The 24,760-nt window shown below is 59.2% G+C and carries 26 protein-coding genes; 8 read left to right on the top strand and 18 right to left on the bottom strand.

Annotated features, from left to right (window positions below; translation table 11 throughout):
- The first annotated feature begins 193 nt into the window (after window positions 1-193).
- The gene (locus tag AC0L2V_RS03695) at window positions 194-379 is read left to right on the top strand and encodes a hypothetical protein (RefSeq protein ID WP_473507350.1); all 186 of its coding nucleotides are present in this window, start codon (window positions 194-196) and stop codon (window positions 377-379) included.
- A 496-nt stretch (window positions 380-875) separates the two neighbouring features.
- Here AC0L2V_RS03695 and AC0L2V_RS03690 read toward each other — a convergent pair whose 3' ends face one another.
- From AC0L2V_RS03690 to AC0L2V_RS03680, 3 genes are all read right to left on the bottom strand, one after another.
- On the bottom strand, window positions 876-1,175 hold the full coding sequence (locus AC0L2V_RS03690; RefSeq protein WP_473507349.1) for a DUF1236 domain-containing protein: 300 nt from the start codon (window positions 1,173-1,175) through the stop codon (window positions 876-878).
- A 465-nt stretch (window positions 1,176-1,640) separates the two neighbouring features.
- The gene (locus tag AC0L2V_RS03685; protein ID WP_473519468.1) at window positions 1,641-1,925 is read right to left on the bottom strand and encodes a DUF982 domain-containing protein; all 285 of its coding nucleotides are present in this window, start codon (window positions 1,923-1,925) and stop codon (window positions 1,641-1,643) included.
- A 178-nt stretch (window positions 1,926-2,103) separates the two neighbouring features.
- Window positions 2,104-2,460, bottom strand: coding sequence for a hypothetical protein (locus AC0L2V_RS03680; protein WP_473519467.1), 357 nt, complete (start codon window positions 2,458-2,460; stop codon window positions 2,104-2,106).
- An 89-nt stretch (window positions 2,461-2,549) separates the two neighbouring features.
- Here AC0L2V_RS03680 and AC0L2V_RS03675 point away from each other — a divergent pair, with 89 nt between their 5' ends.
- On the top strand, window positions 2,550-2,801 hold the full coding sequence (locus tag AC0L2V_RS03675; RefSeq protein WP_091591642.1) for a hypothetical protein: 252 nt from the start codon (window positions 2,550-2,552) through the stop codon (window positions 2,799-2,801).
- Here the strand turns inward: AC0L2V_RS03675 and AC0L2V_RS03670 are convergent.
- From AC0L2V_RS03670 to AC0L2V_RS03650, 5 genes are all read right to left on the bottom strand, one after another.
- Window positions 2,798-3,028 carry a hypothetical protein gene (locus AC0L2V_RS03670; RefSeq protein WP_473516397.1) on the bottom strand — a complete coding sequence of 77 codons (231 nt, stop codon included), beginning with the start codon at window positions 3,026-3,028 and terminating at the stop codon, window positions 2,798-2,800. The genes AC0L2V_RS03675 and AC0L2V_RS03670 overlap by 4 nt on opposite strands.
- 435 nt (window positions 3,029-3,463) lie before the next feature.
- Window positions 3,464-3,829: a low affinity iron permease family protein gene (locus tag AC0L2V_RS03665; protein WP_023803164.1), complete on the bottom strand. Its 366-nt coding sequence runs from the start codon at window positions 3,827-3,829 to the stop codon at window positions 3,464-3,466.
- Window positions 3,830-3,896: 67 nt separating this feature from the next.
- Window positions 3,897-4,208: a hypothetical protein gene (locus AC0L2V_RS03660; RefSeq protein WP_473519466.1), complete on the bottom strand. Its 312-nt coding sequence runs from the start codon at window positions 4,206-4,208 to the stop codon at window positions 3,897-3,899.
- A gap of 344 nt (window positions 4,209-4,552) precedes the next feature.
- Window positions 4,553-4,792 carry a hypothetical protein gene (locus tag AC0L2V_RS03655; RefSeq protein ID WP_023803165.1) on the bottom strand — a complete coding sequence of 80 codons (240 nt, stop codon included), beginning with the start codon at window positions 4,790-4,792 and terminating at the stop codon, window positions 4,553-4,555.
- Complete coding sequence (locus AC0L2V_RS03650; protein WP_473519465.1) at window positions 4,785-5,237, bottom strand: hypothetical protein; 453 nt, start codon at window positions 5,235-5,237, stop codon at window positions 4,785-4,787. The genes AC0L2V_RS03655 and AC0L2V_RS03650 overlap by 8 nt, the downstream gene beginning before the upstream one ends.
- An 886-nt stretch (window positions 5,238-6,123) precedes the next feature.
- Here AC0L2V_RS03650 and katE point away from each other — a divergent pair.
- The 4 genes from katE (at window position 6,124) to AC0L2V_RS03630 (ending at window position 10,147) form a co-directional block, all read left to right on the top strand.
- Entirely contained in the window at window positions 6,124-8,235 is a 2,112-nt protein-coding gene (gene katE / locus AC0L2V_RS03645; RefSeq protein ID WP_473519464.1) for a catalase, read from the top strand.
- A gap of 237 nt (window positions 8,236-8,472) precedes the next feature.
- The gene (locus tag AC0L2V_RS03640; RefSeq protein ID WP_128170746.1) at window positions 8,473-8,760 is read left to right on the top strand and encodes a DUF6894 family protein; all 288 of its coding nucleotides are present in this window, start codon (window positions 8,473-8,475) and stop codon (window positions 8,758-8,760) included.
- 115 nt (window positions 8,761-8,875) lie between these two features.
- Window positions 8,876-9,484 (top strand): cysteine hydrolase family protein, encoded by a 609-nt coding sequence (locus tag AC0L2V_RS03635; RefSeq protein ID WP_027153947.1) that lies wholly within the window; start codon window positions 8,876-8,878, stop codon window positions 9,482-9,484.
- 24 nt (window positions 9,485-9,508) lie between these two features.
- A complete protein-coding gene (locus tag AC0L2V_RS03630; RefSeq protein WP_473519463.1) occupies window positions 9,509-10,147 on the top strand; it encodes a DUF6766 family protein in 639 nt (212 codons plus the stop codon).
- Window positions 10,148-10,171: 24 nt separating this feature from the next.
- Here AC0L2V_RS03630 and AC0L2V_RS03625 read toward each other — a convergent pair whose 3' ends face one another.
- The 5 genes from AC0L2V_RS03625 to AC0L2V_RS03605 all read right to left on the bottom strand — a co-directional run bounded on the left by AC0L2V_RS03625 (window position 10,172) and on the right by AC0L2V_RS03605 (window position 13,699).
- Window positions 10,172-10,378, bottom strand: coding sequence for a KTSC domain-containing protein (locus AC0L2V_RS03625; protein ID WP_287066081.1), 207 nt, complete (start codon window positions 10,376-10,378; stop codon window positions 10,172-10,174).
- A 12-nt stretch (window positions 10,379-10,390) separates the two neighbouring features.
- On the bottom strand, window positions 10,391-10,696 hold the full coding sequence (locus tag AC0L2V_RS03620; RefSeq protein WP_473519462.1) for a hypothetical protein: 306 nt from the start codon (window positions 10,694-10,696) through the stop codon (window positions 10,391-10,393).
- A 121-nt stretch (window positions 10,697-10,817) separates the two neighbouring features.
- Entirely contained in the window at window positions 10,818-11,963 is a 1,146-nt protein-coding gene (locus AC0L2V_RS03615) for an extracellular catalytic domain type 1 short-chain-length polyhydroxyalkanoate depolymerase (protein WP_473519461.1), read from the bottom strand.
- A gap of 149 nt (window positions 11,964-12,112) precedes the next feature.
- A complete protein-coding gene (locus AC0L2V_RS03610) occupies window positions 12,113-13,039 on the bottom strand; it encodes a hypothetical protein (RefSeq protein WP_473519460.1) in 927 nt (308 codons plus the stop codon).
- A gap of 162 nt (window positions 13,040-13,201) precedes the next feature.
- Window positions 13,202-13,699: a YciE/YciF ferroxidase family protein gene (locus AC0L2V_RS03605; RefSeq protein ID WP_027153941.1), complete on the bottom strand. Its 498-nt coding sequence runs from the start codon at window positions 13,697-13,699 to the stop codon at window positions 13,202-13,204.
- A gap of 1,134 nt (window positions 13,700-14,833) precedes the next feature.
- On the opposite strand from AC0L2V_RS03605, the gene AC0L2V_RS03600 reads away from it, so the two are divergent.
- Window positions 14,834-15,877 carry a YihY/virulence factor BrkB family protein gene (locus tag AC0L2V_RS03600; protein ID WP_473519459.1) on the top strand — a complete coding sequence of 348 codons (1,044 nt, stop codon included), beginning with the start codon at window positions 14,834-14,836 and terminating at the stop codon, window positions 15,875-15,877.
- Window positions 15,878-16,615: 738 nt separating this feature from the next.
- On the top strand, window positions 16,616-17,698 hold the full coding sequence (locus AC0L2V_RS03595; RefSeq protein ID WP_473519458.1) for a sensor histidine kinase: 1,083 nt from the start codon (window positions 16,616-16,618) through the stop codon (window positions 17,696-17,698).
- A gap of 176 nt (window positions 17,699-17,874) precedes the next feature.
- On the opposite strand, the gene AC0L2V_RS03590 is transcribed toward AC0L2V_RS03595, so the two are convergent.
- The 5 genes from AC0L2V_RS03590 to AC0L2V_RS03570 all read right to left on the bottom strand — a co-directional run bounded on the left by AC0L2V_RS03590 (window position 17,875) and on the right by AC0L2V_RS03570 (window position 24,647).
- Window positions 17,875-19,275 (bottom strand): phospholipase D family protein, encoded by a 1,401-nt coding sequence (locus AC0L2V_RS03590; protein WP_473519457.1) that lies wholly within the window; start codon window positions 19,273-19,275, stop codon window positions 17,875-17,877.
- 463 nt (window positions 19,276-19,738) lie between these two features.
- A complete protein-coding gene (locus AC0L2V_RS03585) occupies window positions 19,739-19,960 on the bottom strand; it encodes a hypothetical protein (protein ID WP_473519456.1) in 222 nt (73 codons plus the stop codon).
- Between the two features lie 170 nt (window positions 19,961-20,130).
- Window positions 20,131-20,358 (bottom strand): hypothetical protein, encoded by a 228-nt coding sequence (locus AC0L2V_RS03580; RefSeq protein WP_023803181.1) that lies wholly within the window; start codon window positions 20,356-20,358, stop codon window positions 20,131-20,133.
- A gap of 446 nt (window positions 20,359-20,804) precedes the next feature.
- The gene (locus AC0L2V_RS03575; RefSeq protein WP_473519691.1) at window positions 20,805-23,417 is read right to left on the bottom strand and encodes a bifunctional diguanylate cyclase/phosphodiesterase; all 2,613 of its coding nucleotides are present in this window, start codon (window positions 23,415-23,417) and stop codon (window positions 20,805-20,807) included.
- Between the two features lie 363 nt (window positions 23,418-23,780).
- On the bottom strand, window positions 23,781-24,647 hold the full coding sequence (locus AC0L2V_RS03570; RefSeq protein ID WP_023803186.1) for a class I SAM-dependent methyltransferase: 867 nt from the start codon (window positions 24,645-24,647) through the stop codon (window positions 23,781-23,783).
- Window positions 24,648-24,760 lie beyond the last annotated feature (113 nt).

Raw genomic sequence — 24,760 nt, 5'->3', positions numbered from 1 at the left:
GCGGGCCGATCGGTGCATCGCCGATCTGCAGCCCATCGTTGGGAGGAACAAGATTGCTGCACTTCCCGAACTTTCATCTCAAGCATGTGTTCCAGAGAAAGCGAAAATGCCTGGAAAGTTTCGATCCATTGATCGCAACAAAACCCTTCCGCCTGGCGTTCCGGTTTCAATCTAAGGGCTGAAAAGGTTCACTATGGGCGAGGAAGAAAAGTCCGACCGCGACCGAATGATGGATTTCCAGGCGCAGTTCCTCGCCAAGGAAGCCGGAATAACTGAAGCTCAAGCGCGCGAGCTGATCGAGTTGATTGGCACCGATCGGGCATCACTACTTCGTGAAGCTCGGCTACTGAAAAGCCGGCTGAAGCCGCCGGACGCTTAGGAGCATCCACTGTGCTATCCATATGGGACAATTTTGAAATGGAAGCCGCTCGATTGAATGAGAGTCGCGCGCGCGCAGATATCGATAATCTTCGCCAGACGATAAACGATACCCGCCGCCTGATACTGGAATCCCGTAAGCTGTTGGATCGCATTGCCGCAGACGCCTACTCTGAGCAAGTAATCAACCGCTCAAAATCCCGCACCATATTCCACGCTCGACCTTTGCACATCGGCCGTCGAAATTGAACCCGGCGTGGCCTTGCGGAGAGGATCGCGTCTGATCGGAGGGCCCGTGCAGCATCCGACGTGCGCTCCTGTCTGTCGTGCTTTTCTTTATCACTTAACCCTTGCCTTTCCTGCATTATCCTCGACCTGACCGGACGGCGGTTTTGTTGCCGACCAGAACCATTGTCGCCAGTTCGTGTGCCCCCAGACACAACAAAAAAGCTCGCCGCACCTTTCGGCACGGCGGGCTGTCCTCCCAGTCGCTTACGTCATTCGATGATTTTGATGATCTTGCGCGTGCCCGGATCAACGACAACGGTCCGGTTGTCGACGACAACGGTGCGGTATTTGGTGTCGGGGACTTCATGGAGCTCGACCGTCTCGGGTAGGGTTGAGCCGATATTGAGCTCCACTCCAGGGAGGTTCACCGATGCGAGCGGCTGCTTTTTCACGTATTCCCTGATGACCGTCTCCTGTTCAGGCTCGATGATGACGTCCTGAGCGGCAGCGACGCCGATACTTGCCAGCAGCAGAAGTCCCGCGGCTGCAGTGGAAAGATGCATTCTCATAGCTGTCCCCTTCGTGAGGGCTGATGCGCTGAACGGGATCGCCTTAGCGCCAGCCACCAAACCTCAGGCAGCTGCATTTGTTCCCCTTGAGGGACTTCGGTCTGATGCGCGACAGGACTAGTCTCGCTTGTTTTGGCGCAATAAGCCGGACATAGCGCCACCCCGGAACCCGCCGCTGCGCATAGTCGTTGCTCCCTGCAAGTTCAAGGGAAGGAGCCCATGGAAAATAGTGTCCACCAAGCTCGCTGGTTACTCGCTCCGGTCTTCGCAGTTTCGATCACATTCCTGGCGATTGGAATAATCGTTAGTTGGGGATCGTTCTAGGAACGACCGGACTTGACGATTGGACGGAGCGACGAATCTGCGCAGCTAAGTCCCTTCCTGCGCTGATAAAGGACCATCCGCCATTCCTCGATTTGGCGGGTGGTCCGCAATCCGGCTGACCAAGTCCGCCCAGGCATCACCTCACAGCAGGTCTTCAGCGACCCCGTCGAATTTCCTGAGGCCTACGCTTAGAGGCTTTCGCTTTAGAAGCCCCTGTTCACTTGCGGCCACCTTGAAGGCATCGAACGCGGCTTGTTGGGTGCAGTGTCCGGCCAAGCATTCCTCGATCATTCGAATGGCTTCAAGTCGGGATGGCTTGTCCATGAATGGCCATGGTTGTTGAAGCGCCGTCTCAGCATCAGGGATCGACGCAACCAGCATCGATCTGCCATTCAGGTAGATTGTAATCGGAATAAACGCCGGCATCCTTGTCGCTCTCCAGAATTGAAGTGGCTAAACGCGAAGACATGGCGGTGGTTGCATGAATGTTCGTCGGGGCAGTGGTGCTCTGATTTAGCCGGCCTAGGCCGCATTGCTCAGCGCCAGAGCTGGACGTCCGAAGAGCCTTGATCGTTTCGGTTCCCTGAACGGAGAACCCCGCGCCTCACGGAGGGGGGCGCGGGCTGATCGGAGCATCGCCCGACCGGATCAGCAAGTTGGTGACAAGTTGCGCCGAGTGCTCGCGCAACCAGGTCTCAACCGTATTGCGCGCATCCCAACGAAGAACGACGTGAAAGCCGCTCGGATCGCGCAGCGCCGGCATCTGTTCGACCGTGGCGATACCGCCGCCGTTGTAGGCCTGCCGGATGGCTTCTTCCAGCGGCCGAAACGCGGCCTCGTCGAGGTTCATGGCTGCAATGGCGCCGTCGACGTCGCCGCGCTCCAAGCTCTCCACCACACGGCGCAGAACGATGTTGGAGCGGATGTCGTCGATCGCCTCGAAAAACGCGGTCCGCAGCATTCGGCTCATAGGTCGAGACAAGCTGTTCGAAACGATCACGGGGGGATAGGCGTTTGAGCATTCGTTCCGGACCTTAAAAGGAGACTGGTATGGATGTCTTGGCCCATCATTCGACGGAGCTTGTGGTGCTTCGCATCGCACTCATGGCAATTGCATCAATGGTTGCTGAGCAATCGGATGACCCAGATCGGGCATTGGCTGACATGGAAGAGCAGGCACTGTCCACGTTCGATCATATGGAGATCGATTTTTCCGGTTTCGAAGGGGACATCGCTGTTGCCAAGTCTCACATGCGGTCGTCGCTGGCGTCGCTCTTTTCTGGGATATCGCTCGGCGGCTAACCCGCCACGAAAGCGATATACGCGACCGGCGTCCCGGCCGGCGGGATCGGCCGTAGGTCCTTCATGACCAACTCGACGCCGTCGATGACGAGTGTGTCGGTCATGGCGGGGACGATCGAGGGTACTGCGAAAGTGATCTGGTTGTCGGTCGCCACAGTGAGGGTGCCGTCGACGTATTTCTGAGACACGCGGCGCATCACCGCATCGAGTGGATAGACCGTCGTCACTGGCTCGCCCGGTATCCATGGCGTCGACGGATCTGGCGCGCTGTGACCGTGCGGGTTAGCATGACAACGCCCTGCTTGAACTCGCCGAGCATCTCGCTCGCGAACTCCTGATGCATCTCGTCATAAAAACCGGGCCATCAGACGACCAGAATATTGGGCAGGCCATACATCGCGCCGATCAGCGGCGCCAACAGCCCGTCTATGATGGTCGAGACGCATCCGGGGCAAAAATGTTGCCGCTGTCGCCGGGGTCAAAGAACTCCCGCTCGATGCCCTCAATACCTTCAGAGCCGAAGCGGTGTGTTTGCGGACTCTGACGCGTTAAGGCTTTCGTACTCCAGCAGCCATTCTACTTCGGCTTTGATCTCAGCTCGGGTCATGCGGCCTTCCGCTTCTGCGCTTCCCGCGGCCAGTGCTTGGCAGCCGCTGGCGTAATTAGGCGCCAGGGACTCCCTCGTGCTTAGCTTCTTGATCAGCCGCCGCTGCTTCCAATTCAAGCCGCGCCAAATGGGCTTTGATCTCCTCAGGCTCGGCGTGCTCCAGCCCGACGACATTGTTCCTCGTTTCCTTCAATGCAACGATGATCTCGTCGAGCTTCGCATGGATGGCAGCGGTGTCGCGGTAACCCTGGATCAGTACGACTCCGGTAATCACTATCGCAGCTACAGAAAGCGCATAGGTGATTACGTTTGTTAGCCCAAACGGAACCATCGCAGTGCAGGCTATCATCGCGGCGAGCAGCACATAAAAGCCGGGCGGACGGGACAGAAAGTCGGCGATCACAAAGAGAAATCGGTTCATGCGAATCCCCAATAAACCACGTAATCCCGATTGGGGCGGCATTTCGGGTGCTCGTCAATGGCGCAAATCACACAGCTTGATTGCGCCGCCTCGCCTCTTGCTGGCATCGGCGCTCATTGCGCTTGGCAGCCCAAGAGAAGTCGTCATGTTCCGATGAAAGGATCTTGGCGAACGCGCCGTCGGCGATCCACGAATTCAGGCTGTCCCGTTCGCCCGCATCTTCCGTGATCGTAGCCGAAACACCCCTGATTTCATGATGCAACAGCCTGATTTCGGCGCTTTCGCTATTCTGCGAGGCCCTGCGGGCGAGAATGATCGCGATTTGCTGCAAAGCCCGGTTTTTTCTATCCCGTCCGGTGTTCGGGTGGATGCCCTCCACCTTGAAGCACCAGCTGCGGAATGACTTGCCGCCGACCTTGGATCTGGCCCGGGCGAGGACGCTCGGCGTTCCTTCTCATTGCCAATGGCGAGCAGCCATTCGTTGCAGCGCCTCGAGCTCGCTGATCTCTTGTCCCGACGGCAGGGTGCCGATCCGGTTCCAGAACGCCCTTCGCTCCTACGCTAGCGGGTCTGCCTTAGGGTCGAGCTTGTCGCCCACCTCTTTGCACCACCCGAGCTTATCGGTGTATGTGTGGACATAGGGCAGCTGCTGGGCCGGCCGGCCCGACATGTTCATGGCTGGCGCGCTCGATCTCGGCCGCGCGGATGAAGCGCTCCGCGATTTCACCGATGTTCATGGCGCGCCTCTTTTTCCTGGCTGTTCTGCTCCTCGCCGCCGTCCGTCCGGTTGATTGTCACCGTGCACGTAATCAGGGTGTTCCAGTCCGGGCCGTGTTCAATGACGTTATGGAGCTCGGAAATTTCTTCCAAAAAGTGCTCGATCGTGATGGGGCCGTTCTGGTGGTCGTAGACGAGAACAGCTTTCCAGCGCTTGTCGCCATGAAGCGATACGACGTTACTCATGCCGAATTTCTCCTGCGGTCATCGAACAAATCCGGCTGGATGCTCGCGGGCCAAATGCCTTGACCACCCGCTCGTATAGCATACCGACAAATGCAAATATTAGTGGCACGACGCCGCGCAGATCCTGGGCAATGAACTGCAGCTCGCCGAGCGGGCAAACATCCCACATCGTCAGCCAGTCGCCGGCGTGGCGCTCGAGTATCTCAGGGCACGCCCGCACCATGTCGGATGCGGCCCAAAATAGAACCTCGTCTAGTTGGCCCTTGTTGTTGTCGGTCTCCGTCAAGGTCGAAAGCACCAGGCGCAAGTGCCCTTCCCCGTGCCGGCGTATGATGCGAGCCAGCGTCTCGACCGCGCGCGCCTCTCCCGGCTCCGGATAGCGATGCCGGTCGACAATCTTGATGCCGAGCTCATCACATAGGGCTTGGACGCGCGGGTCGGTCAAAGCATCCCCGCTTCCTGAGCGCATGTTGCACCGTCGACGGATCACGATTGAACAGCAACCCTATCTGCCCCCTAGGCAAGCTCGGCTTCAGCACCATCACGGCGCACATGGCCGCGTCTCGCGTTGCCACGATACTATACTGACGCGACGGTCCTCTCATCTCGGCATACGTGCAGCCGTGCATGGCATACGTGCAGCCGTGCATGCGGGCCACGAGGTCGATGACATGCCGAGCCGTCACCAGCTTGACCACCGTTGCAAATCTCAGGCGTGGCCCCTGGAGCGGGTTCTGGCTTCGGCGGCTTGGGAAACGGCGCAGACCTTCATGCCCGCACCTTCCTGCGCTCGACGGCCACCTGCTTACCTTTGACAATGTCGGAGAACGCTTAAAAAGGACGCTCACAACGGAACACGAAATCCGCCGCATCCCGGGTGACTACTTAGTTGTTGCCTTGTCGGTTTTTCTTCGGTTTCGCTATCAATGCAGCAGGAGGAGCGGTTTCAGCCTTAAGTCGTTGCTCTCGCAGCCGAGCAGTCTTTGCATCTCGTGCTGCGCGCTCAATATCTGTTAATGCCCTTGCAGCATCCGACGTGCGCTCCTGCCTATCGTATTTTTCTTGATGGGTTAAGCCTTGTCTTTCCCGCATTTCCTGTCCTCGATCTGACGGTATGGCGCTCTGTTGGCGACCCGAACGATCGTCGCGAGATCGTGTTCCCCCAGACAACGAAAAAGCCCGCGCCTCTGGCGGAGCGCGGGCCCGATGTTCCGGCAGCCGAGTGCTATTCTTCGAAATGCGGGCCACGTGACACCCACCAGGAACTTAAGTGGGTGTCCCAGCATTGAGGGAGACCTGAAGCCGCCCCCTCCTTTTCAAGGAATTCAAGCATGGCCAAGCCAACCAGACAGTCGTCGGGCAAGCCCGCGACGATCCATGATCAAAAGCTCGTGCGGGGGAACGGAGGCGAGCTTCACCAGATCGCCGAAGGCGACAGCGAGATCCTGACGACCGCCCAAGGCGGCCCAGTGGCCGATGACCAGAATACTTTAAGGATTGGCCAGCGCGGACCGTCACTAATCGAAGACTTCCACTTCCGTGAGAAGATTTTTCATTTCGATCACGAGCGCATTCCCGAGCGCGTCGTGCATGCACGCGGCTATGGCGCGCACGGCTTCTTCGAGACCTATGAATCGCTAGCGGCTTACACCCGCGCGGATATCTTCCAGCGTGCCGGCGAGAAGACGCCGGCCTTCGTGCGGTTCTCCACGGTGGCCGGTTCGAAAGGCTCGTTCGACCTGGCGCGGGACGTGCGTGGGTTCGCCGTCAAATTCTACACCAACGAAGGCAATTGGGATCTCGTCGGCAACAACATCCCAGTTTTCTTTATTCAGGACGCAATCAAGTTTCCCGACGTCATTCATTCAGTGAAGCCGGAGCCTGATCGTGCCTTCCCGCAGGCGCAATCGGCACACGACAATTTCTGGGACTTCATCAGCCTGACGCCCGAATCGATGCATATGGTCATGTGGGTCATGTCGGATCGGGCGATACCTCGGTCCTTCCGGTTCATGCAGGGATTCGGCGTTCACACGTTCCGGCTGGTCAATGCGAAGGACGAATCCACCTTCGTCAAATTCATCTGGAAGCCGAAGCTCGGCATGCAGTCGGTCGTTTGGAACGAAGCGGTCAAGATCAACGGCGCTGACCCCGATTTTCATCGACGCGACCTCTGGAATGCCATCCAGTCTGGTGATTTCCCGGAATGGGAGCTCAACCTCCAGCTCTTCGATCAGGAGTTCGCGGACAGTTTTGACTTCGACGTTCTGGATCCGACCAAGATCATTCCGGAAGAAATCCTCGCGCCGGTCCCGGTCGGCCGCTTGGTGCTCGATCGTATGCCCGACAATTTCTTCGCCGAGACCGAGCAGGTCGCGTTCATGACGCAGAACGTACCGCCCGGCGTCGACTTTTCCAACGATCCCCTGCTGCAGGGTCGAAACTTCTCCTACCTGGACACGCAACTGAAGCGTCTCGGCAGCCCCAATTTCACCCATATCCCGATCAACGCACCCAAATGCCCGTTCCACCACTTCCAGCAGGATGGCCTCATGGCGATGCGCAATCCGGTCGGCCGCGTGAACTACCAGCCGAATTCATTCGGCGAAGGCCCGCGGGAATCGCCGCAGCACGGTTTCCGGTCGTTCGCCGAGGCGGAGGAAGGCCAGAAAGTCCGTCTGCGCGCAGAGAGCTTCGCCGACCACTACAGCCAGGCGCGACAGTTCTTCAACAGTCAGACCGCGCCTGAGCAGAAGCATATCGCCATGGCGCTGTCCTTCGAGCTCTCCAAGGTCGAGACAACGGTTATCCGCGAGCGCATGGTGTCGCATCTCCTCAACATTGATGAAGGCTTGGCAGAAACTGTCGCTGACAAGCTTGGCATGAAGCAATTGCCCAAGCCCGCGGATGCGGCGGTCGCGCCGAGGGACGATCTCGAACCATCGCCGGCGCTCAGCATCATCCGGAACGGGCCTGACAGTTTTGCTGGCCGCAAGGTCGGTGTGCTTGTCAGTCCCGGCGCCGACGCAGCGCTGCTGAAGAACCTCCAGGCAGCGATCGAGAAGGAAGGCGCAGTGATGGAGGTCATAGCGCCCAAGGTGGGCGGCGTCGAGGCGGCGGATGGAAGTCTCATCGCTGCAAAGCACATGATCGACGGCGGGCCATCGGTCCTGTTCGACGCAGTAGCGCTGATCCTCTCCGAGGAAGGAGCGGAGCGCCTGACGGGCGAGGCCGCCGCGCGCGATTTCGTTGCCGACGCTTTTGCTCATTGCAAATTCATCGGCTTCACGTCGGGTGCCGTCCCGCTGCTGCAGAAGGCCGGCGTCGATCCGGAAGCCGATGAAGGCATGATTGGTCTCGATGATCCCAAGGCGATTACCGGTTTTATCGAGGGCTGCCGCAAGCTGCGTCTCTGGAGCCGGGAAATGTCCGTCAAACTCTAGCGATGGTGACGGAGTTTCTCATGCAGATCATTCGAACCGAAGTTACCCAGGCAACCGCCCCGACCGGACAGCCCATCCTGCGCGTGATCTTCTGCGGCGAAGGCGGTGACTGCGTTGCCGTCGACCTGGCACGCGTTGACGGCGGAAACAACGAGGCCGCTATCAATCGAGCGAAGGCGGTCCTGGTCCAGATCGCGACCTTCGATTTGGCTGTGAACGACTATGATGCCCGAAGCAATGGCAATTTTGACGAAGTCGCCGTCACAGCGGCGAATGACGAAAACGGCGGGCTCTATATCTTCGAGTATCGGCGGACGCGGCCGTCAGGTTCTTCCCTCCAGGATGCCAAGTTTAGAGGCTGCGCGGGAGGAAGCGGTTCGATGCGCTATCGATCTTCTGGTCGACCTTCAGCCGGGCACGGACGATCTTTCAGGTTGGCTCGTGCGCCTGCGCGACGAGAACGGCGAACTGCTGTACGCCATCGACGTGCAGGAGGCGCAAGCGGCCCGCCTGACAAGACCATGAACCGGCAACGGCTAAAGGCGGATTGGCAGAGATGCGAGGCTACGGCGGGACCTCCCAGGCTACGCCCGCGCTCAGATAGAGACTATGCATCACCCCACCGCGGCCGCGGCTGATCATGGCCGCCCTAGGCCTGGTACACGGTCCGCTTGGTGAGAATTCCCTACATCTTTGCGTTGACATGCAGCGCCTGTTCGCGCCGGGCGGGCCTTGGGCCGTGCCGTGGGCGCAAAACGTGCTGCCGGTCATCGAGGAATTGACCGCAAGACATCCGCAGCAAACGCTGTTCACACGTTTTGTTCCGGCCGCTCGGCCTGGCGAAGGACCGGGCATGTGGGCGCGGTATTATCAGCGTTGGGCCGAGGTCACCCTTGCCAACATCGATGCCGGCCTCGTCGATCTGATGCCTTCTCTGGCGCGGTTCGTGCCGCCGGCAAGAACGCTCGACAAGCATGTCTATTCGCCGTGGACTGAAGGCCGGCTCGACGCGATGCTCAATGGGTCAGGGATCGACACGCTGGTCATCACCGGCGGCGAAACCGACGTCTGCGTGCTTGCCACGGTCCTCGGCGCCATCGACCGTGGTTTTCGTGTCGTCCTTGCGACCGATGCCATTTGCAGTTCGGTTGATCAGACGCATGAGGCACTGTTGGAGCTCTACCGCTCTCGCTTCAGCGAGCAAGTCGAGGCGGTGATGATCGAAGAGGTTCTGGAGAACTGGCGTTAGCCGGAGCTGCCGAGGGAGACGACCATGAAAAGCTTTTTCCGGGACAATGGACTGACGATCGCCCTGGTGGCGATGTTCTTGTTCAGTGCGATTGGCATGATCTGGTCGGGTCATACGGCCTACAATGAAGAGCTTCAGAACCACGGTTCGGCATCGATTGGGCTGCTCTCCTATCTTGCGAGCGGCGACTTCCTCTCGGCGCTGTTCGAGAACTGGGAAAGCGAATTCCTGCAGATGTCGGCCTATGTCATGCTGACTGCAATGCTGTTCCAGCGCGGTTCCGCCGAGTCTCGTGATCCCGATGATCCCAACCGGCCCGAGGACGAACTTCCGACCGCCACCCGCAGGCGCAACCCGATCCTGTCGTGGCTCTATTCATACTCGCTGGGCTTGGCGCTGGCCCTGCTGTTCATCATCTCATTTGCCTTGCATTGGTGGGCGAGCCTGGCGGCCGCGAACGAGGAGGCGCTTCGGCACGGCGGCGAGGTTCAATCCCTGGGAGACTATCTTCTCGACGCCCAGCTATGGTTCGAGTCCTTTCAGAACTGGCAGTCGGAATTCATGTCGACGGCCGTCCTGGTCCTGCTGTCGATTTTCCTACGCCACAAGGGCTCCCCGGAATCAAAGCCAGCCGCCGCGTCAAACTCCGAAACCGGCGCATGAGTCTCCGCGTGCAGGCAACGCTCGCTATGCTTCGGCAATCGGGCGGTGCCGGCAACGGTCGCGAAAGTGGTCGTTGAAGAACCGGCCCTTTACGAAGGCGTTTCGGAACGCCGCATAGGTCTCCGGCGGCACAGCCTCGTAGTCATAACGCGTGCCGCTCGCGACGAACCACACCGAGAGAACCCTTGTCTCCGGATCGTACTCGGTCTTGCGGATTGACGTTGATGGCATGATATCGGCGCTCTATACGAGCGCCATTGGCATGTAGCGGGCGATCACCGTGTCCTGCCGGAACCGCCGTTCTAGCTCGGCGCGCCGTTTGCGCCAGTCCGGCAGATCGACATCATCCACCATCACTTCGAAGATGACGATTTCATCTGTGCTGGACTGCTCGCCATCCTGCCACTGACCTTCCGCGGGCGCCTGCAGGTAGGCTGTGACGCCGTCGAAACGGCTGGCCAGGTCTTCCTTCACACGGTCGAAATCTTCCCGGCCAAATGGGCGACCGGTGTTGTCCGCGCGGGGAAGCAGGATCTGGCCGAGGTGCATGGCGACCGCTCAATGAAAAGCGGTCACCGATTCCAAAGAACGACGCGTTCCCTTGCCTGGTCGGAGCCGCTTGACCTTCGCGGGCCGGCGAGACAGTCGGCGAGCGATTCGCGCCGTCCGCCTAGCGCATCAGGCCCGCCGCCCGCAGGGCATCTTCAATGATCTTCTTCACGCCGGGCTGGCGCCATTGATGGATGGCAGTCGGCTGCGGGGGCTTCGTCTTCGCATTTTGTATACTTGGCGCCGGTGACTGGGGTAGTTGCCGTTGGCTGGCGGGCAATTGCCGCCTCGATTTCCGGGAGGCGCTATCCTCGGTTGCCGCGATCCCCCAAAACTGCGCGATCTCGCGTGTGGAGGCGATGCCGACATCAAGCATATAAGGTCCCGGAGCGCCGAGGCCGTTGCCGAGCGGCGTGCCGTGGCCCATCCCGGCGATCATGTTGATTTCGATCAAGGCATCTCCCGCCCCGTTACGCCAGACCTGCTTTGCGTGCGGTCCGGCAGCTTCCCGACGCGTCGGCGCTTTCTCAAGCCGGTGGACTCCCCGCCACTGGCCTGCGATCGCTTCCGCGTTGGAAGGCGAAACCGTGTGGTCAGCGGCACCGTGCCAAATCGAAATCCTCGGCCACGGTCCCCGATGATCCGATGCGCCGCGGAGGGCCCGTTGCAGATCCTGTTCCGAAGGACCGCCGTGGCCGCGCATGCGATCGAAGGCCTCCGGGATTGTGGTTGCGCTGCCGTAGGGCAGGCCGGCAATTAACGCACCGCCGGCAAACACTTCCGGATAGGTCGCCAGCATGGCCGCTGCCATTGCGCCTCCGGCCGAGAGGCCGGTGATGAAGACTCGCCTTCGGTCGAGACCGCGGGTGACGACCATCGTCTCGATCATCTGGCGAATCGAAAGCGCCTCGCCCGAACCACGCTTGGTGTCGCCAGGCTGGAACCAGTTGAAACAGAGGTTCGGATTGTTGCCGCGTTGCTGTTCGGGAAAGAGCAGCGCGAAGCCAGCCTGGTCGGCGAGTTGGGACCAGCCGGAATGATGGTTATAGCCGGCCGCGTTCTGTGTGCAGCCATGCAGCACGACGACGAGCGGGGCGCGCCTGGATAGGTCATTGGGAATGTAGAACTTCACTCCCAACCCGCCGGGATTGGTACCGAAGTCGGCCAGCGTCCGGAGATGGACTGACGCACCGAGGTCGGCGGGATGTGCGGCATGTCGCGCCCGCAGCGCGGCGAGGCGGACGATGGTATCGGAGATTTTTCGCAATGGAGCCGTCCCTGTTGTGACGCCCGGAATGGACGGCCATCTGTGCAACGCACGTACAGCAATATCGTTGCTGCGTTGCACAAAAACAAAGGAGCGCGGCGGGAGATGAAGTCCGGCCGATCGTCTCGGTCGGCCGGGAGTAGACGTCTTCAGCTTCGACTGGCTGTGAGATGGAGCGCGTCTTCTTCGTCGTCGCGCTGCTTGCCGCCTAACGCTGCCGCTGCGCTGGCGATGAACGCGCCGATCATGAGAGAAAGCGCGCCAACCAGCGCGAAGCTGGCGCCGGCTTTTCTAGCTGTGTCGGCTGCTTCCTGTGCTTGGACTTTGGCCGCCTCGACCTGAGCAAGCACCGCATCAACCCGGGCAGTAGCATCCGCTTGCGACAAGCCAGTGCGAGCGGCCACGAGTTGGCCCAGATAAGTCTTGTCGTCGGCCGAGACTTCGCCGGCCGCCGCACTCGTAATGAGGATGCGGGAGGCTTGTGCGGCTGCTGTCGCATCGCCCTCCGCGCCCGGCGCCGCCAGCCTGGAAGGATCGTTCGGGCGGAACAGCGCATCGACGAAATACGACGCCGCGCCGCTGCCTCCGTCGTTCCCGGCGTTTGCGGTCGCCCCTGCCGAGGCACCCATTGCTGCTCCCGAGGCCACGGTCGAGGCCGCCTTGACGCCGGTGTCGATTGCCGCGGACAGCGCCGAACCGAGCACGAACACGACCAGAAGCGTCGCCAGCGCCCAGGCCATGAATCCGTGCGCGGTATCCCGGAAGAACGTCTCGTCCGTATGAATGCCGACCCATTTGGTGCGAAGGCGCCCGGTCAGGTAACCCCCGAGCCCGGATGACAACCATTGCACGATGACCAGCCAGATCGCAGTGGACACAGCGAAGGTGGTGACGCTGGCGCTTTCGTTGGACCATGGAGACACCATCGTGAGCCCGAGGCCGGACCCGAGAAGCATCAGGATGAACGTCAGGGTCGAGGCAGCGAAGGCGCCGGCGATGATCGGTCCCCAGTTGACTGCGGATGACGAGGACTCGACCGGCGCGGCGCCGTCGGTCGCCAGGATGGTTGATGCCATGGATTCCTCCTACCGCATGAACAGCGCGAGAAGGATGATGATCGGAATAGGAACTCCGAGCAGCCAGAGTAGAATGCCACGACCCATGATTGCCTCCTATCGAAAGACGGATGTTGGAAGTAAAACAGCCACCCCAACACAGTTGGGGTGGCTGGTGTGTGATCAGGCGGCCTTGGCCATTTCGTTGGCCGAGGCGTCCGCCAATCCGGTGAGCGCCTCGTCTGTCATAGACTCTTCGCCGAGCGTCTGTTCGATCAGCTTGGCGGCGTCGCTCATGCCCAAAACCTCGGCCCAGCGCTTCAGCGTGCCATAGCGGGTGATCTCGTAGTGCTCGACAGCCTGGGCAGCGGAGATCAGACCGGCGTCCAGTGCGGGAGTTCCCTTGAACTCCTCCATAATCTCCTCGCCCTCCTCGATGATGCCGTCGATCGCGGGACACGTCTTGCCCTGTGCCCGCTTGCCAAGGAGCTCGAAAACCTGCTGCAGGCGCTCGACATGACCGTCGGTTTCGTCCTTGTGCTTCTCGAAGGCTGCCTTCAGATCGGCCGATGAGGCGGCGCGCGCCATCTTGGGAAGCGCCTTCAGGATCTTCTTTTCCGCGTAATAGATATCTTTGAGCGTATCGAGGAAGAGATCATCCAATGTCTTTTCTTTCGCCATGGCGGATTTCCTTTTGGTTCCAGCGTTTTTTGTTGTCGCTCACGGGGTTGTGAAACGCATGCTCAACAAGCGCACAACGCCGGAAAGGTTCCCTTGAGACATCTCGCTGCACGTCACTCTGACTTCGTGGGGTCAACCCCTGGTTCAATTCACTTCCCGCTCCGCCAGGCATTTCGCTATCGAGGGATCGCATCATGCTCTGATACTTGGCGTCTCTATCTGTCGAGCTTCTTGAGAATATTTTTGTCGGCGCAGCCATGAACGAGCGCGCCTGACCTTGGGGATGCTGCTCGCCAAAGTCGCCGGCGGCGAGACTAGCCCTTCCACCTAAAAGAATTCTCTGCGAGAACGATGCCTCCCGCCAATCGTGACACCGCCTGGCCTCCGATCCGGTTGCTCCTGGCGGCCAACAATGCCCACGGCGAAATAGACGTCCGGTCGCTTTTCGAATTGGCGCGCTGGGAAGACCAAGGAACAACGTCCAGCGGTGATGTCTGCGGGTCAACCGCGCGGTGGGCGCTCGCCGTCGCTTTCGCACAGGTAGTTGTGAATGTCGGTTGCAGCGACCGCTGCGTGCCCGAATGCGACCGCGAGCTGGTTGAAAGACACAGGAGGCGAATGGGCTTCGCTTTGGATAGTGAGGGCGCATCGCCTGGCTTGATCCGGCGACGCGAGTCCGACGGCGAGGGATATCTATGAGGAAGCCTGGATGATCAGACCGCCAAGACGACAGGGCGAATACGCGGATCGGGAGATCGATTGCCAAGAGGCCATGGAGCCCGGCTTTCAGGCTATCGTCGGTTGCATGCTGGAGGCGGCTGGACGCCGAGAGGCACAGCTCTCGATCGCCCACGCCAGAATCCCCGCCGGCCGGCCGCGCCATTGTTAAAAGGCAATCAGCCGACCACCGCGATTCGCTGAGATGGTGGAAGCTGGCTATTCTCGGTGGTCGCTCCAACAAGCCACTGAGGTCCTGGGCAGGGCAGTATCGCTATCACATCGACTCGTCGCATGGGGATGTCGCAGTATTTCTGCAGGCGGCGGATTTTTATTTGTGAGCGCAGGTCTGCCACCTGCATCCTTTGGCGTTATTACACGTTTGCCCCCCGGAGAGGATGCTCCGGACCGGCAGCCATGTCGAAGAAAACAGCCGAGGACACTTACGAAGGTCGAGTGCAACCTGAGCGGGGCGCTGAGGGCCGCGGACGCAATGCCGAATGGCCGTCACAGATTCCCAGCCGTGGCTGGAAGGACGTGCTGTGGCGGGTCTTTGCTGAAGTAAACGAGGACCGCGTTATGCTGATCGCGGCCGGAGCCGCATTCTATCTGCTCCTTGCCCTCTTTCCCGCGCTTGCCGCGTTCGTGTCCATCTACGGTTTTGTCGCCGATCCTCAGACCATCGCTGAGCACATTGCATTCCTTGGCGGCGTACTTCCTTCGGGCGGTCTGGACATTATCAGATCACAGCTTAGGTCCTTGGCCGCCCAGGACACTGGCGCGCTCAGCTTCGGCTTCATCTTCGGCCTTGCCGTCGCACTGTGGAGCGCCAGCAACGGCATCAAGACGCTTTTCGAAGCCATGAACATCGCCTACGAGGAGAGTGAAAAGCGCGGCTTTATCCATCTGAATCTTCTGGCCTTGGGCTTCACACTTGGCGCCATCCTCATCGCTATCGGCTTTATCGTCTCGGTGGGGATCGTGCCGGCCATGCTTGCGCTGCTGAACCTCGGCGGTTGGACCGAAGCCCTTGTGCGGATCTTTCGGTGGCCGATGATGCTGATCCTGGTCGGCCTCGGGATCACGCTGATCTACCGCTACGGCCCCAGCCGCGAAAGGGCAAAGTGGCAATGGGCGACATGGGGCGCCTTCCTCGCGGCTGGGGTGTGGATCGCGGTCTCGATAGGGTTTTCCTATTATCTTGAGAACTTCGCCGACTACAACGCGACGTATGGAGCCCTGGGGGCAGTCATCGGCTTGATGATGTGGACCTGGATCTCTGTGATTGTCCTGATTGTGGGGGCGGAGCTGAATGCCGAGATGGAGCACCAGACAGCCAAGGACACCACCACAGGTGCGCAGCAGCCGATGGGTGCGCGAGGTGCCACGGTCGCGGACACGCTGGGCGGATCGGCCGATGCCGCCAACGAGCAGTCGCGTTCGGGCGAGCGCAACACCTAGCGCGCAGATCTCGTGAGATCTCCGCGCAACTTCGCTTGGTGCAGACCACTGACATCGGCATTGGCGACGAAGTTACAAAGACCTTGGGCAATGACAAGGCAGATCAGCGAGCAAATGAATACCTTCAGGCGCAGTCTCCATCCTGCTCAGGTTCGGCGAATGGCAAGCGCGACATCGGCAGAGAACGGCGGCACGTCAAGTTTCAGCCAGCCGTCGGAATTCGCTTGCCATTCCGCCGTTTGCCTGCCGGCCGCGGTATCCCACGCGATGACCCGATAGGTCCCGCGAGCGAACCCGTGCAACTCCAAGACGGCCGGAACCGGCGCAGCATACCGTTTCGCCCGATCGTGTCGCGGCGAACCAGCCAGACCTGGGTGAGCACATGCGGGGTGCGGTTTGGCCACCGCATGCCGCCACCGGCGCCGCCGCTGCCAGGTGAGCCCATTGCAAATGGCGGAAATATTCTGTCGGGAGTTCCGGCGACGTGCAGATCGTCAATTTCGATTGGCAGAGACGGGATTTTGGCACAACGCTGTTGGAAAAAGGTCGTGGCCGTGCAAAATGACGCAAGGTTGACTGAACTCTCAGCAAGACGGGCCTGTGTTGCCCATGGCTCTGCCGCTCCGTGACGCGGGCTCGTCCTACTCCTGACATCGCGCAGCCGCTTCCAGCGTTGGCGGTGTCGAGCAAAGTGCATGACTGAGACTGAGGCTCCCACGCAAAGCACAGGCGACCAAGATGACATCCGATTCAGACAAGGCTGAGGCAGTTGAGCAATTGCTCGATACACCGGACCTTGCCACCGCGCTGGAAAGTGAGCAGTTCAAAAAATTTCTTGACCAGGTGCCGATCGCTATCGCCGTGTCGGACTTAGGCGCGAAGGAGCGCGTCGTCTATGCTAATCCAGAATTCGAAAAAGTGTCAGGCCTGAAGGCAGCCGAGCTTACCCGGCAAAACTGGGGAGCACTTTCCGGCATTGGCATCCACCAGCAGAAGGGCCGGCCTCTGCCCGAGGCCTTGGTCGAGGAAACCGATTTCGTCGGCACCTTCCGGCTGGAGCGCGTCGGGGCCAACCCGGCTCTTGTCGACGTTTATTCAAACATCATCGTGGACGATAACGGCACGAACTGCTTCCGACTGGTGGCTCTGGTCGACGTCTCATCCCATGGCGAATCTGAAGAAGCGCGCTTGGTGGAGGAGCGCGTCCGCGAGAAGGACACCCTGCTGCGCGAACTGCAGCACCGGGTGAAGAACAACTTACAGATGATCACCGCATTGATCCGTCTAGAAACCCGTAACGCGACCGAGCCCGACCAGAAAAGATTTGAGAGGCTCGCCGGCCGCGTCGACGCTCTGGCGATCCTCTACCAGACGCTATCGGCAGACGAGCAGAAGGATGAGGTCGATCTCGGCGTTTATCTTAGCCAGATCGCCTCCGCGGTGATGGGGTCGCATGCAGTTGAGGGGATCCGCCTCGACATGAAGGTGGATACCTATCCGGTGTCGATCAACGTAGCCATGCCAACGGGACTGGTCGTGAACGAATTGCTCACAAATGCACTCAAGCATGCCTTCCAAGGGCGTGAAGGCGGGACGATAAAGCTGCACAGCATCGCCGATGGCGACGGCTGCCTGGTCATAGTTGCGGACGACGGGATCGGCCTGCCGGAAGGGGAGACATGGCCCAAGCCCGGCAAGCTCGGCGCGCTGATCGCGCACTCGCTGACAGAGAACGCCAAGGCAAAGTTCAACGTCGCCTCGAGCGCCAGCGAAGGGACGAAAGTCACCATCGTCTTCACGCGATCGGCGGCAGCAAGCTGACAATTGCCAGAGGGCGGATGCTTCATACTCCCGGCCTTTCCGCCGCGGCCCCGGGCGCTGTGCTTGGCACATTCACGTCGCCGTTCTTCAGGTATGCCGTACCCGGCGCGGCGAGAAATCCCAAAAACGCCGCGTCGATCCCGCCGTTAGCACCTATGCTATCTTAGTGGGTCTGGCTAAAGCTGAGACTCAACTGGAAGGTGGCGGACCAGGGCCGCCAGAACCCGGCGAAATATTCCGGCCTCTGGTTCGTGTGTGTATTCTTGGAGTTTGCCTTCGTCGCATCCATGCCAGTGCAGCACATTGTTCTTTAGTTCCAGCCGATAGCTGGTTTCTAGTGATATCTCCGCTTGAAAAAAGCGCCGAAGTTCACTGACTAATTCGGCATCCTCAAAGAGCACGCCCATCTCCGAGTTCAAAGACACTGACCGGGGATCAAAATTGAAGGAACCGACGAACCCAGCCCTGTCGTCAACCGTGAACGATTTGGTGTGCAGACTGGCACCCTTGGAGCCAAACACCGAAATTCCCTGACCGCGATTGAAGGGCTGGAGCTCGAACAGTCTTACGCCATTCCTCAGCAATCGCTTGCGATAGTTTGCATAAGCCCCATGAACCGCGGCGACGTCTGTAGCGGCCAAGGAATTGGTCAAAACGGAAACGTCAACCCCATTGCTGACGAGGTCCATCAGGACCGCGGAGCCCCTTTTGCCAGGGATGAAATAGGGAGATACAATTTCCAGACTGTTGCGCGCCGACTTAATGAGGGGAAGCAACTCCTTGGTAAGCCAGCTGCGACGTCTCCAACCTCTCACCTTCTCTGGAGGATCGGAAATCACCCGAACTCGATCCACCCAATGCACGTCGTTGCTGGCCGCGATGAACTCTGCGATGGACCCTCGATCACCGATCCCGTTCAAAAGCATTGATTCGGTTTCGAGATCGCTTCCTGAAAACAAATCGGAATGCTCGTTCCCCGCGGCTGGACCCAGGACACTGATTGATTTCGCGTCCTCGCAAGCCCAGAATGCCTCAAATATTTCGACGGTTTGCTGCACGGCAGGACCGAGGAGCAGCACGTCTAAGTCGCGAAAATTGGTTTCTGCTGCGTCGAAATAGGCATCGCCAACGTTGCGCCCGCCTACGATAGCAACGTTGTCGTCAGCGATCCATGCCTTGTTGTGCATCCTCCGGGTCAACGCAAATAGTCGCCATACAATTTCCACAGCGCGCATGACGCTGCGTTGCCTGACGCCGCTCGGATTAAACAACTTCAACTCGATGTTTGGATGATTGCTCAAGGCCAGACAGGCCGCATCGTTTTTTCGCGGATTGGCGTCATCAAGGAGCATGCGAACTCGCACGCCGCGCTCAGCGGCCCGGAAAACTTCCTGCAAGAGCAAGCGGCCAGTGTGGTCATCGTGCCAAAGGTAGTACATGAGATCGAGACTGCGAACGGCACTCCTTGCCGCCAGAACGCGCCCGGCGAAGGCGTCATAATTGTCCGGGACCAGCAGCAAGCCGCTCTTGCCTGCTTTGATGTTGTCCTGTGCAATCCGCGTAATGGGTACTTCCATAAAATTTTCTACCCTTCAGCGATAGAAACCCGGCCTTGCTCAAAATCGTAGCAAGAACCCTTCAAAGGTAATCTGGTTGCAAATGTAGCTGTCGAATCCCCTGGAGATTTAATCGTGCCATGATCGGTAGATGATCGGAGGCGATCCGAGATAGCGATGTATGGTGCACTTCGAGGCTGGAGATCAGACTTGGTGGTTTGGCCAGGATCCGATCGAGCGCAAGCAAAGGGAAACGCGAAGGGAAACTGGACAGCACGGTGTGAATTGGACCAAAATGCGGCAGTAGCGCCAGCAACGAGGATCTGCTGTGCACCCGTCATTCGTTGAGATCGCCAAGCAAAAATGGTTGGCCTTAAGACCGAACGCGTCGCCTCAAGCAGTGCGTTGGCTTGCTTGGTGCGCGACCGCCGGAGTGCCGAACCGATCGTCCTATATGCCCGAGGCGGCACGTCGACGGGCCGGATCAACCCGTGCGAACTCCGTCAGCGCTGGTGGGATCGATCTTCGTCAACCGCGATCTGGCCTCAATTACGCGCTGTTGCGCAGCCCGTATCCTGCTGCACAGCGCGATGTTGATGCCGACACCGCAGTCATCATCCAGCATCTCGTTCGCACGCTCAAGGGAGCGCTCGGCCCGATTAAGCCGCTGTCGGGCTCGCGCCAGTTCCATATATAAAAGTTCCATTATTCCGAATCCATTGCGGTCCCTTTGATTGGTAAACTGCTTATGGTCGCCGTTGGTTCCGGCTGTTCGCGAGCGTGCAGCCCAGACGTAGATGTGGTTGGCAAAGTTCTGGAGCGAGAGTGGTGGCGCCGGTGTCCTGAAGGGCGCGACGAATCAAACGCCGGCCCAGTTCAACCCGCGCGACGTCCTTCAAAGCTGGGGGGATCGATCTTCACCAAGCGGTCTGCGGCCTCGACCGCAGTTCGTATCCTGTTGCGCAGCGCGAGGTTCTCGGCCAGCATTTCTTCAGTACGTTGAAGCGCGAGCTCGGTCCGGTGGATGCGCTGCCTGGCATTGGCAACTTCCGATGTCAAAATGTCGGCCACCGTCCCGTGGCCCTGGGGTTCCAAAGTGTCCATGGATGTCTAACACATGGGGGCCGATATCGTTCCCTGGTCAGTGACAAGTGCACTTCGGCCTGCTTCGCCGGCCGCTGCCGATTGCGGTGCGATCGGCAACGACGTCCTGCAGAAGAGCCGGACATTTCACATCCCCCTAATGATGAAGGACAGCGCCCCTTCGCAACCGGCGAGCAGCATCGCGACAAGTCCCCAGTCAATCCGATAAACAATCGATCGTCTGCGACATATCCGCGCCATTGCCTGGACAACCGCCAAGGCTGCCATTGTGCGTTTCGTACTGCCTCCGTGCCGGGCCGATGCCGAGATAGGGATCGCCGATCAGCTTGTCCGGGGCCAGGTCTCATCGGGTGCATAGGCCCCCAGAACTTCGCTGCCGTGATCGGCCAATCTCCAAATCCCAAGACTCAAGCGTAGCGCTACTCTATGACGTGAGGCGTATGCGCTTATACTCTACCCAACCGGAGCGGTTCATCCAAAACCCGTTCCGTGCGCAGACGCCGAGATCGAACGAAGGCCTTTAGTCCGTCGGCATCCAACGCATGCCCGAAGGCATAACCCTGCAGTATGTCGCAGCCCAAGCTCTTGAGTGTCTGTGCGTGCTCCATCGTCTCGACACCCTCGGCTACGACCTCGATACCCAGGGATTTGCCGATTTCAATGATCGATGAGACGACCTGCCTTCGTTGCGGCGATTTGACAATAGGAATGACCAATTGGCGATCTATCTTCAACCGGCGAGGCTGCAGCTTGAGCAAGCTGACTATAGAGGCGTAGCCAGTGCCAAAATCGTCTATTTCTATGTCAATGCCGAGCTCTTTTATCTGTTCAAGATTCCAGGTGACAAAATCATCATTTTCGTCGAGGAAAATTGACTCAACGAGCTCGAAGGCAACTGTTCCCTTCTTGATATTTAGTTCCCGAAGACTCTTTATGAGTTCCTCATCCTGAAGGCGGCGTGCCGAAACGTTGACTGACACCCGCGGAATGTGAAGATTCGCAGCAGTCCACCCTTCGAGATCCAAAAGCGATTGCTCCAATATGTTTCGATCGATGATCGAGACGACATTCAATTCTTCCGCAATCCTGAGGAAGACGTCGGGCGCCAAAATGCCCTTCTCCGGATGCCGCCATCGCGCCAGCGCCTCAACCCCAACAATTTCAAGGGTTTTTGCGTCAAATTGCGGCTGGTAGAAGGGAATGAACTCGTTGCGCTCAAGGCCGCCGAGAATTTCGTCGGCAATCCGTTTTGTCTCGACGATCTCGCTTTGCATCGCCTCGGTGAAGAACTCGTATCGATTGCGCCCACGACTCTTTGCTCGGTAAAGCGCGATGTCAGCGTTGACCAGCAGGTGTTTGGCTTCGACATCTTTTCCGTTGTCGACTGCAATTCCCACGCTCACGCCAAAACGGCATCGATGGCCCTGATAGTAGACCGGTTCCCGCATCTGGCTGATGACGCGGTCAGCCAGCAGCGCCAGTTGCTCGATATCGTCATGCACCACGCACAGGACGATGAATTCGTCTCCTCCGATCCGAGCGACGAATCCCTCGCCATCGACCTTGGATCGGAGGACGGTCGAGGCGTGAACAAGCATTGCGTCGCCTGCGGCGTGGCCAAGCGTATCGTTGATATGCTTGAACCGATCCAGATCTATGTGAAGCAGTGCCGCATACCCGCCGGTCCGCCTGGCGTTTGCCGCGTAATCTTCCAGCACCTGGTCAAGGTAACGCCGGTTGGGCAAACCGGTCAGCGAATCGTGGAGCGCAATGTGCTCTATGCGCTCCTTGGCCGACTCGAGTTCTGCATTTTTCGACTCGGAAAGCTGTTTTGCGCGAACCAGGTCCTTGTTCAACAGGACATCGGCTGTCACATCCCATTCGGCGCCAATCATTTTTGGGGTGTCGTCTGCGGCCCGGTAAATTATCGCCTTGGATCGGACATGGCGAATCTCACCATCCGGCCGAATAATCCGGTATTCCGACAAATATGGCCCGCCGTCGGCCATCGCGCGGTCGAAATCGGCGTTGGCGCCAGCCAAATCATCCGGGTGGATTGCTCCCGCCCAGTCCAGGTAGCCGCGGTGCTCCCCAGCTGGTTTGCCGTATATTTCATTGACGCGTTCGTCCCACGCCAGTTCGTTGGTCGCGAGATCGTGTTCCCAAACGCCAATAGCCGATGCTTCCAGAGCGAGCTCCAGGCGCCTCGACAATCGACTCAGTTCCGCATAGTTGCGCTGTCTCTCGCCAATCAGGCGACCCGTAACCAGGAATGGGATCACAACCAGCGCCCCGGCCACCGCCATGATGGCGCGCAAGAACCACGCGTTGTCGGGCGTCGAAGGCCAGCCGTTTTTGGGAATGGCTGCGATCCGCCACGAACCGGACGGAAGCAGGACGTCGGCTGTCACCGGATTGCTTTTGGCGACGCGCTCATTGCCGAAGAATTGCTCTCCGCCTGGACCGAGGGCGTCCTTACCGATCAGCGCTACGTCAATCCCGAGATCATCGTCAAGCAGGCCGCTCGCCTTATAAAGGCGCTGAACGTCGACAACGGCCGAAATGATGCCCCAGAACCTTTCGGTGTTGCCCGCACTGCGTACAAAGACCGGAATTCGGCCGACGAAGCCCTGCCCTCCCTGCCTCAAGTCGACGGGACCGGCAAGAACTAGCTCGCGCTCGTCTCGCGCCCTTAGCGCGGCCAGACGCTGCCGCTCGTCCTTGCGGTAATCGAGGCCTATCGCCTTGTCGTTGCCCTTCATCGGGTACATCAGAGAAATGACCAGATCGGGCGCGCCGGCAATATTCTTCAATTGCGAGCCCCTGCCAAACAGGTTGCTCGCCAGCGAGGCGAAGCGCTGCTGTCCCATATAGGGCTCAGTCACGACCGCCGCGACCAGTCCCTGCACCAGTTGAAGGTTTCCGTTGATGTTGCCTTCAAGCTTGGCGCGGATAAGATTGACCTTGGCCAGGACATCCGCTCGGGCGGCTTGATCCGAGACGACTTTGTTCTGGTGGTCCGCGAACGCTGCGCCAACGGCAATAACGATCACCGCCATTGCCGCCGGGATATTTGCCGACGAGAAAACGGCCTTCTTGATACCGCCGAACCTAGCGCGGAAAGGAGCCAATAGGCGATTCCTCAGATACTATTCAGGTTCTGGGCCAACCCGACCAAGGTATATTAGCTATCAATGTTTAATTTTGACCTTCACGGGTCCTAAAAATTTTGCACCCTCCAACCGCCAGAGGTGGCCGGAGTGGCTGACACGGACCTGCGGCTCCGGCTGACGCCTTAAAGCGCGTCGCGGCTGAATGGATTGATGCGACGCGCTTCAGGTTTTGTTTGATGCATGTCGTTATCGCAAAACCTCCGCACATCCTCGGTTCAAGCCCGAGGGCATGCTTTTGCGCGACATGCATTAGTGGCCCTCAATCGCCTTGGCGGTAACCAGGTAGGGTATCTTGCCGACGCTACGTTTCGTCGCGCCAATGGAATAGGCCATTGGGATCTTGGGAGAGTTCTCCGGCAGGCCGTACATATCCTTGCCGGCCCTCACGGCAAATGAAAAGTGCTGCCACGAAACCGTGTCATGCTCATTGAGAAAATCCAGCGTCAGCCCAGCTGAAATCAGCGCGTTCACCACGTCGCTGACCGGATGAATCCACTCATAGTAGCGCGGATGTTTCAAGATGCGGTCGTCGCCGGTATAGGTGAGTTCCTCGTTCCATGCGAGTGGTCGAGCTATCGGCGTTCGCCAGTCATGCTTGAACTCCAGCGCCGCAGCCTTGCGGTCACACTGGAACATCAACGGATGGCCCTCGGCGAGATAGAGCCGGCCGCCGGGCCGCAGCAGATCGGCAACCACCCGCGCCCAGCGGAACACGTCGTCAAGCCAGTTTACCGAACCCCAGGTAACGTAAGCGATGTCAAAGGTTCGGCCAAGCGCTTCGACTGCTTCGAACAGTGGCGCCTCCACGAAGCGCACGTCAGTGCCTGCCTTTGCAGCGAAATCCCGCGCTGCTGCGATCGCCGTCGGTGAAAAGTCGAGGCCGGTCACGCTGCCCGCGCCCAGATTCTTCAAGCTGATCGTGTCGAGCCCGATATGGCATTGCAGATGGACGATATCCTTGCCGACAATGTCACCGACCTCGCGCGTTTCCAGCTCATAGAGATTGGATCCGCCAGCCAGTACATTTTCTATGTGGTAGCTGCCCGTTGTGTCGGTCGAATGCAGCTCGGCTCGATCATCCCAATTAAGGCGGTTCGCGCCCAGAAACGGTTCCAAATTGCCCCCTCAAGTCCCTGCCGAGACCAATATATATGGTAAACAGAACGTTAATATACCTTGCAGCTAAAGTGTCGCGCGTCAATCCGTGGCGGTACGGTGCACCACCGGGA

It is taken from the genome of Mesorhizobium sp. WSM4814, assembly GCF_055811595.1.
Note: the sequence above shows the minus strand (reverse complement) of the source record. Positions and strands in the feature narration are given on the sequence as shown.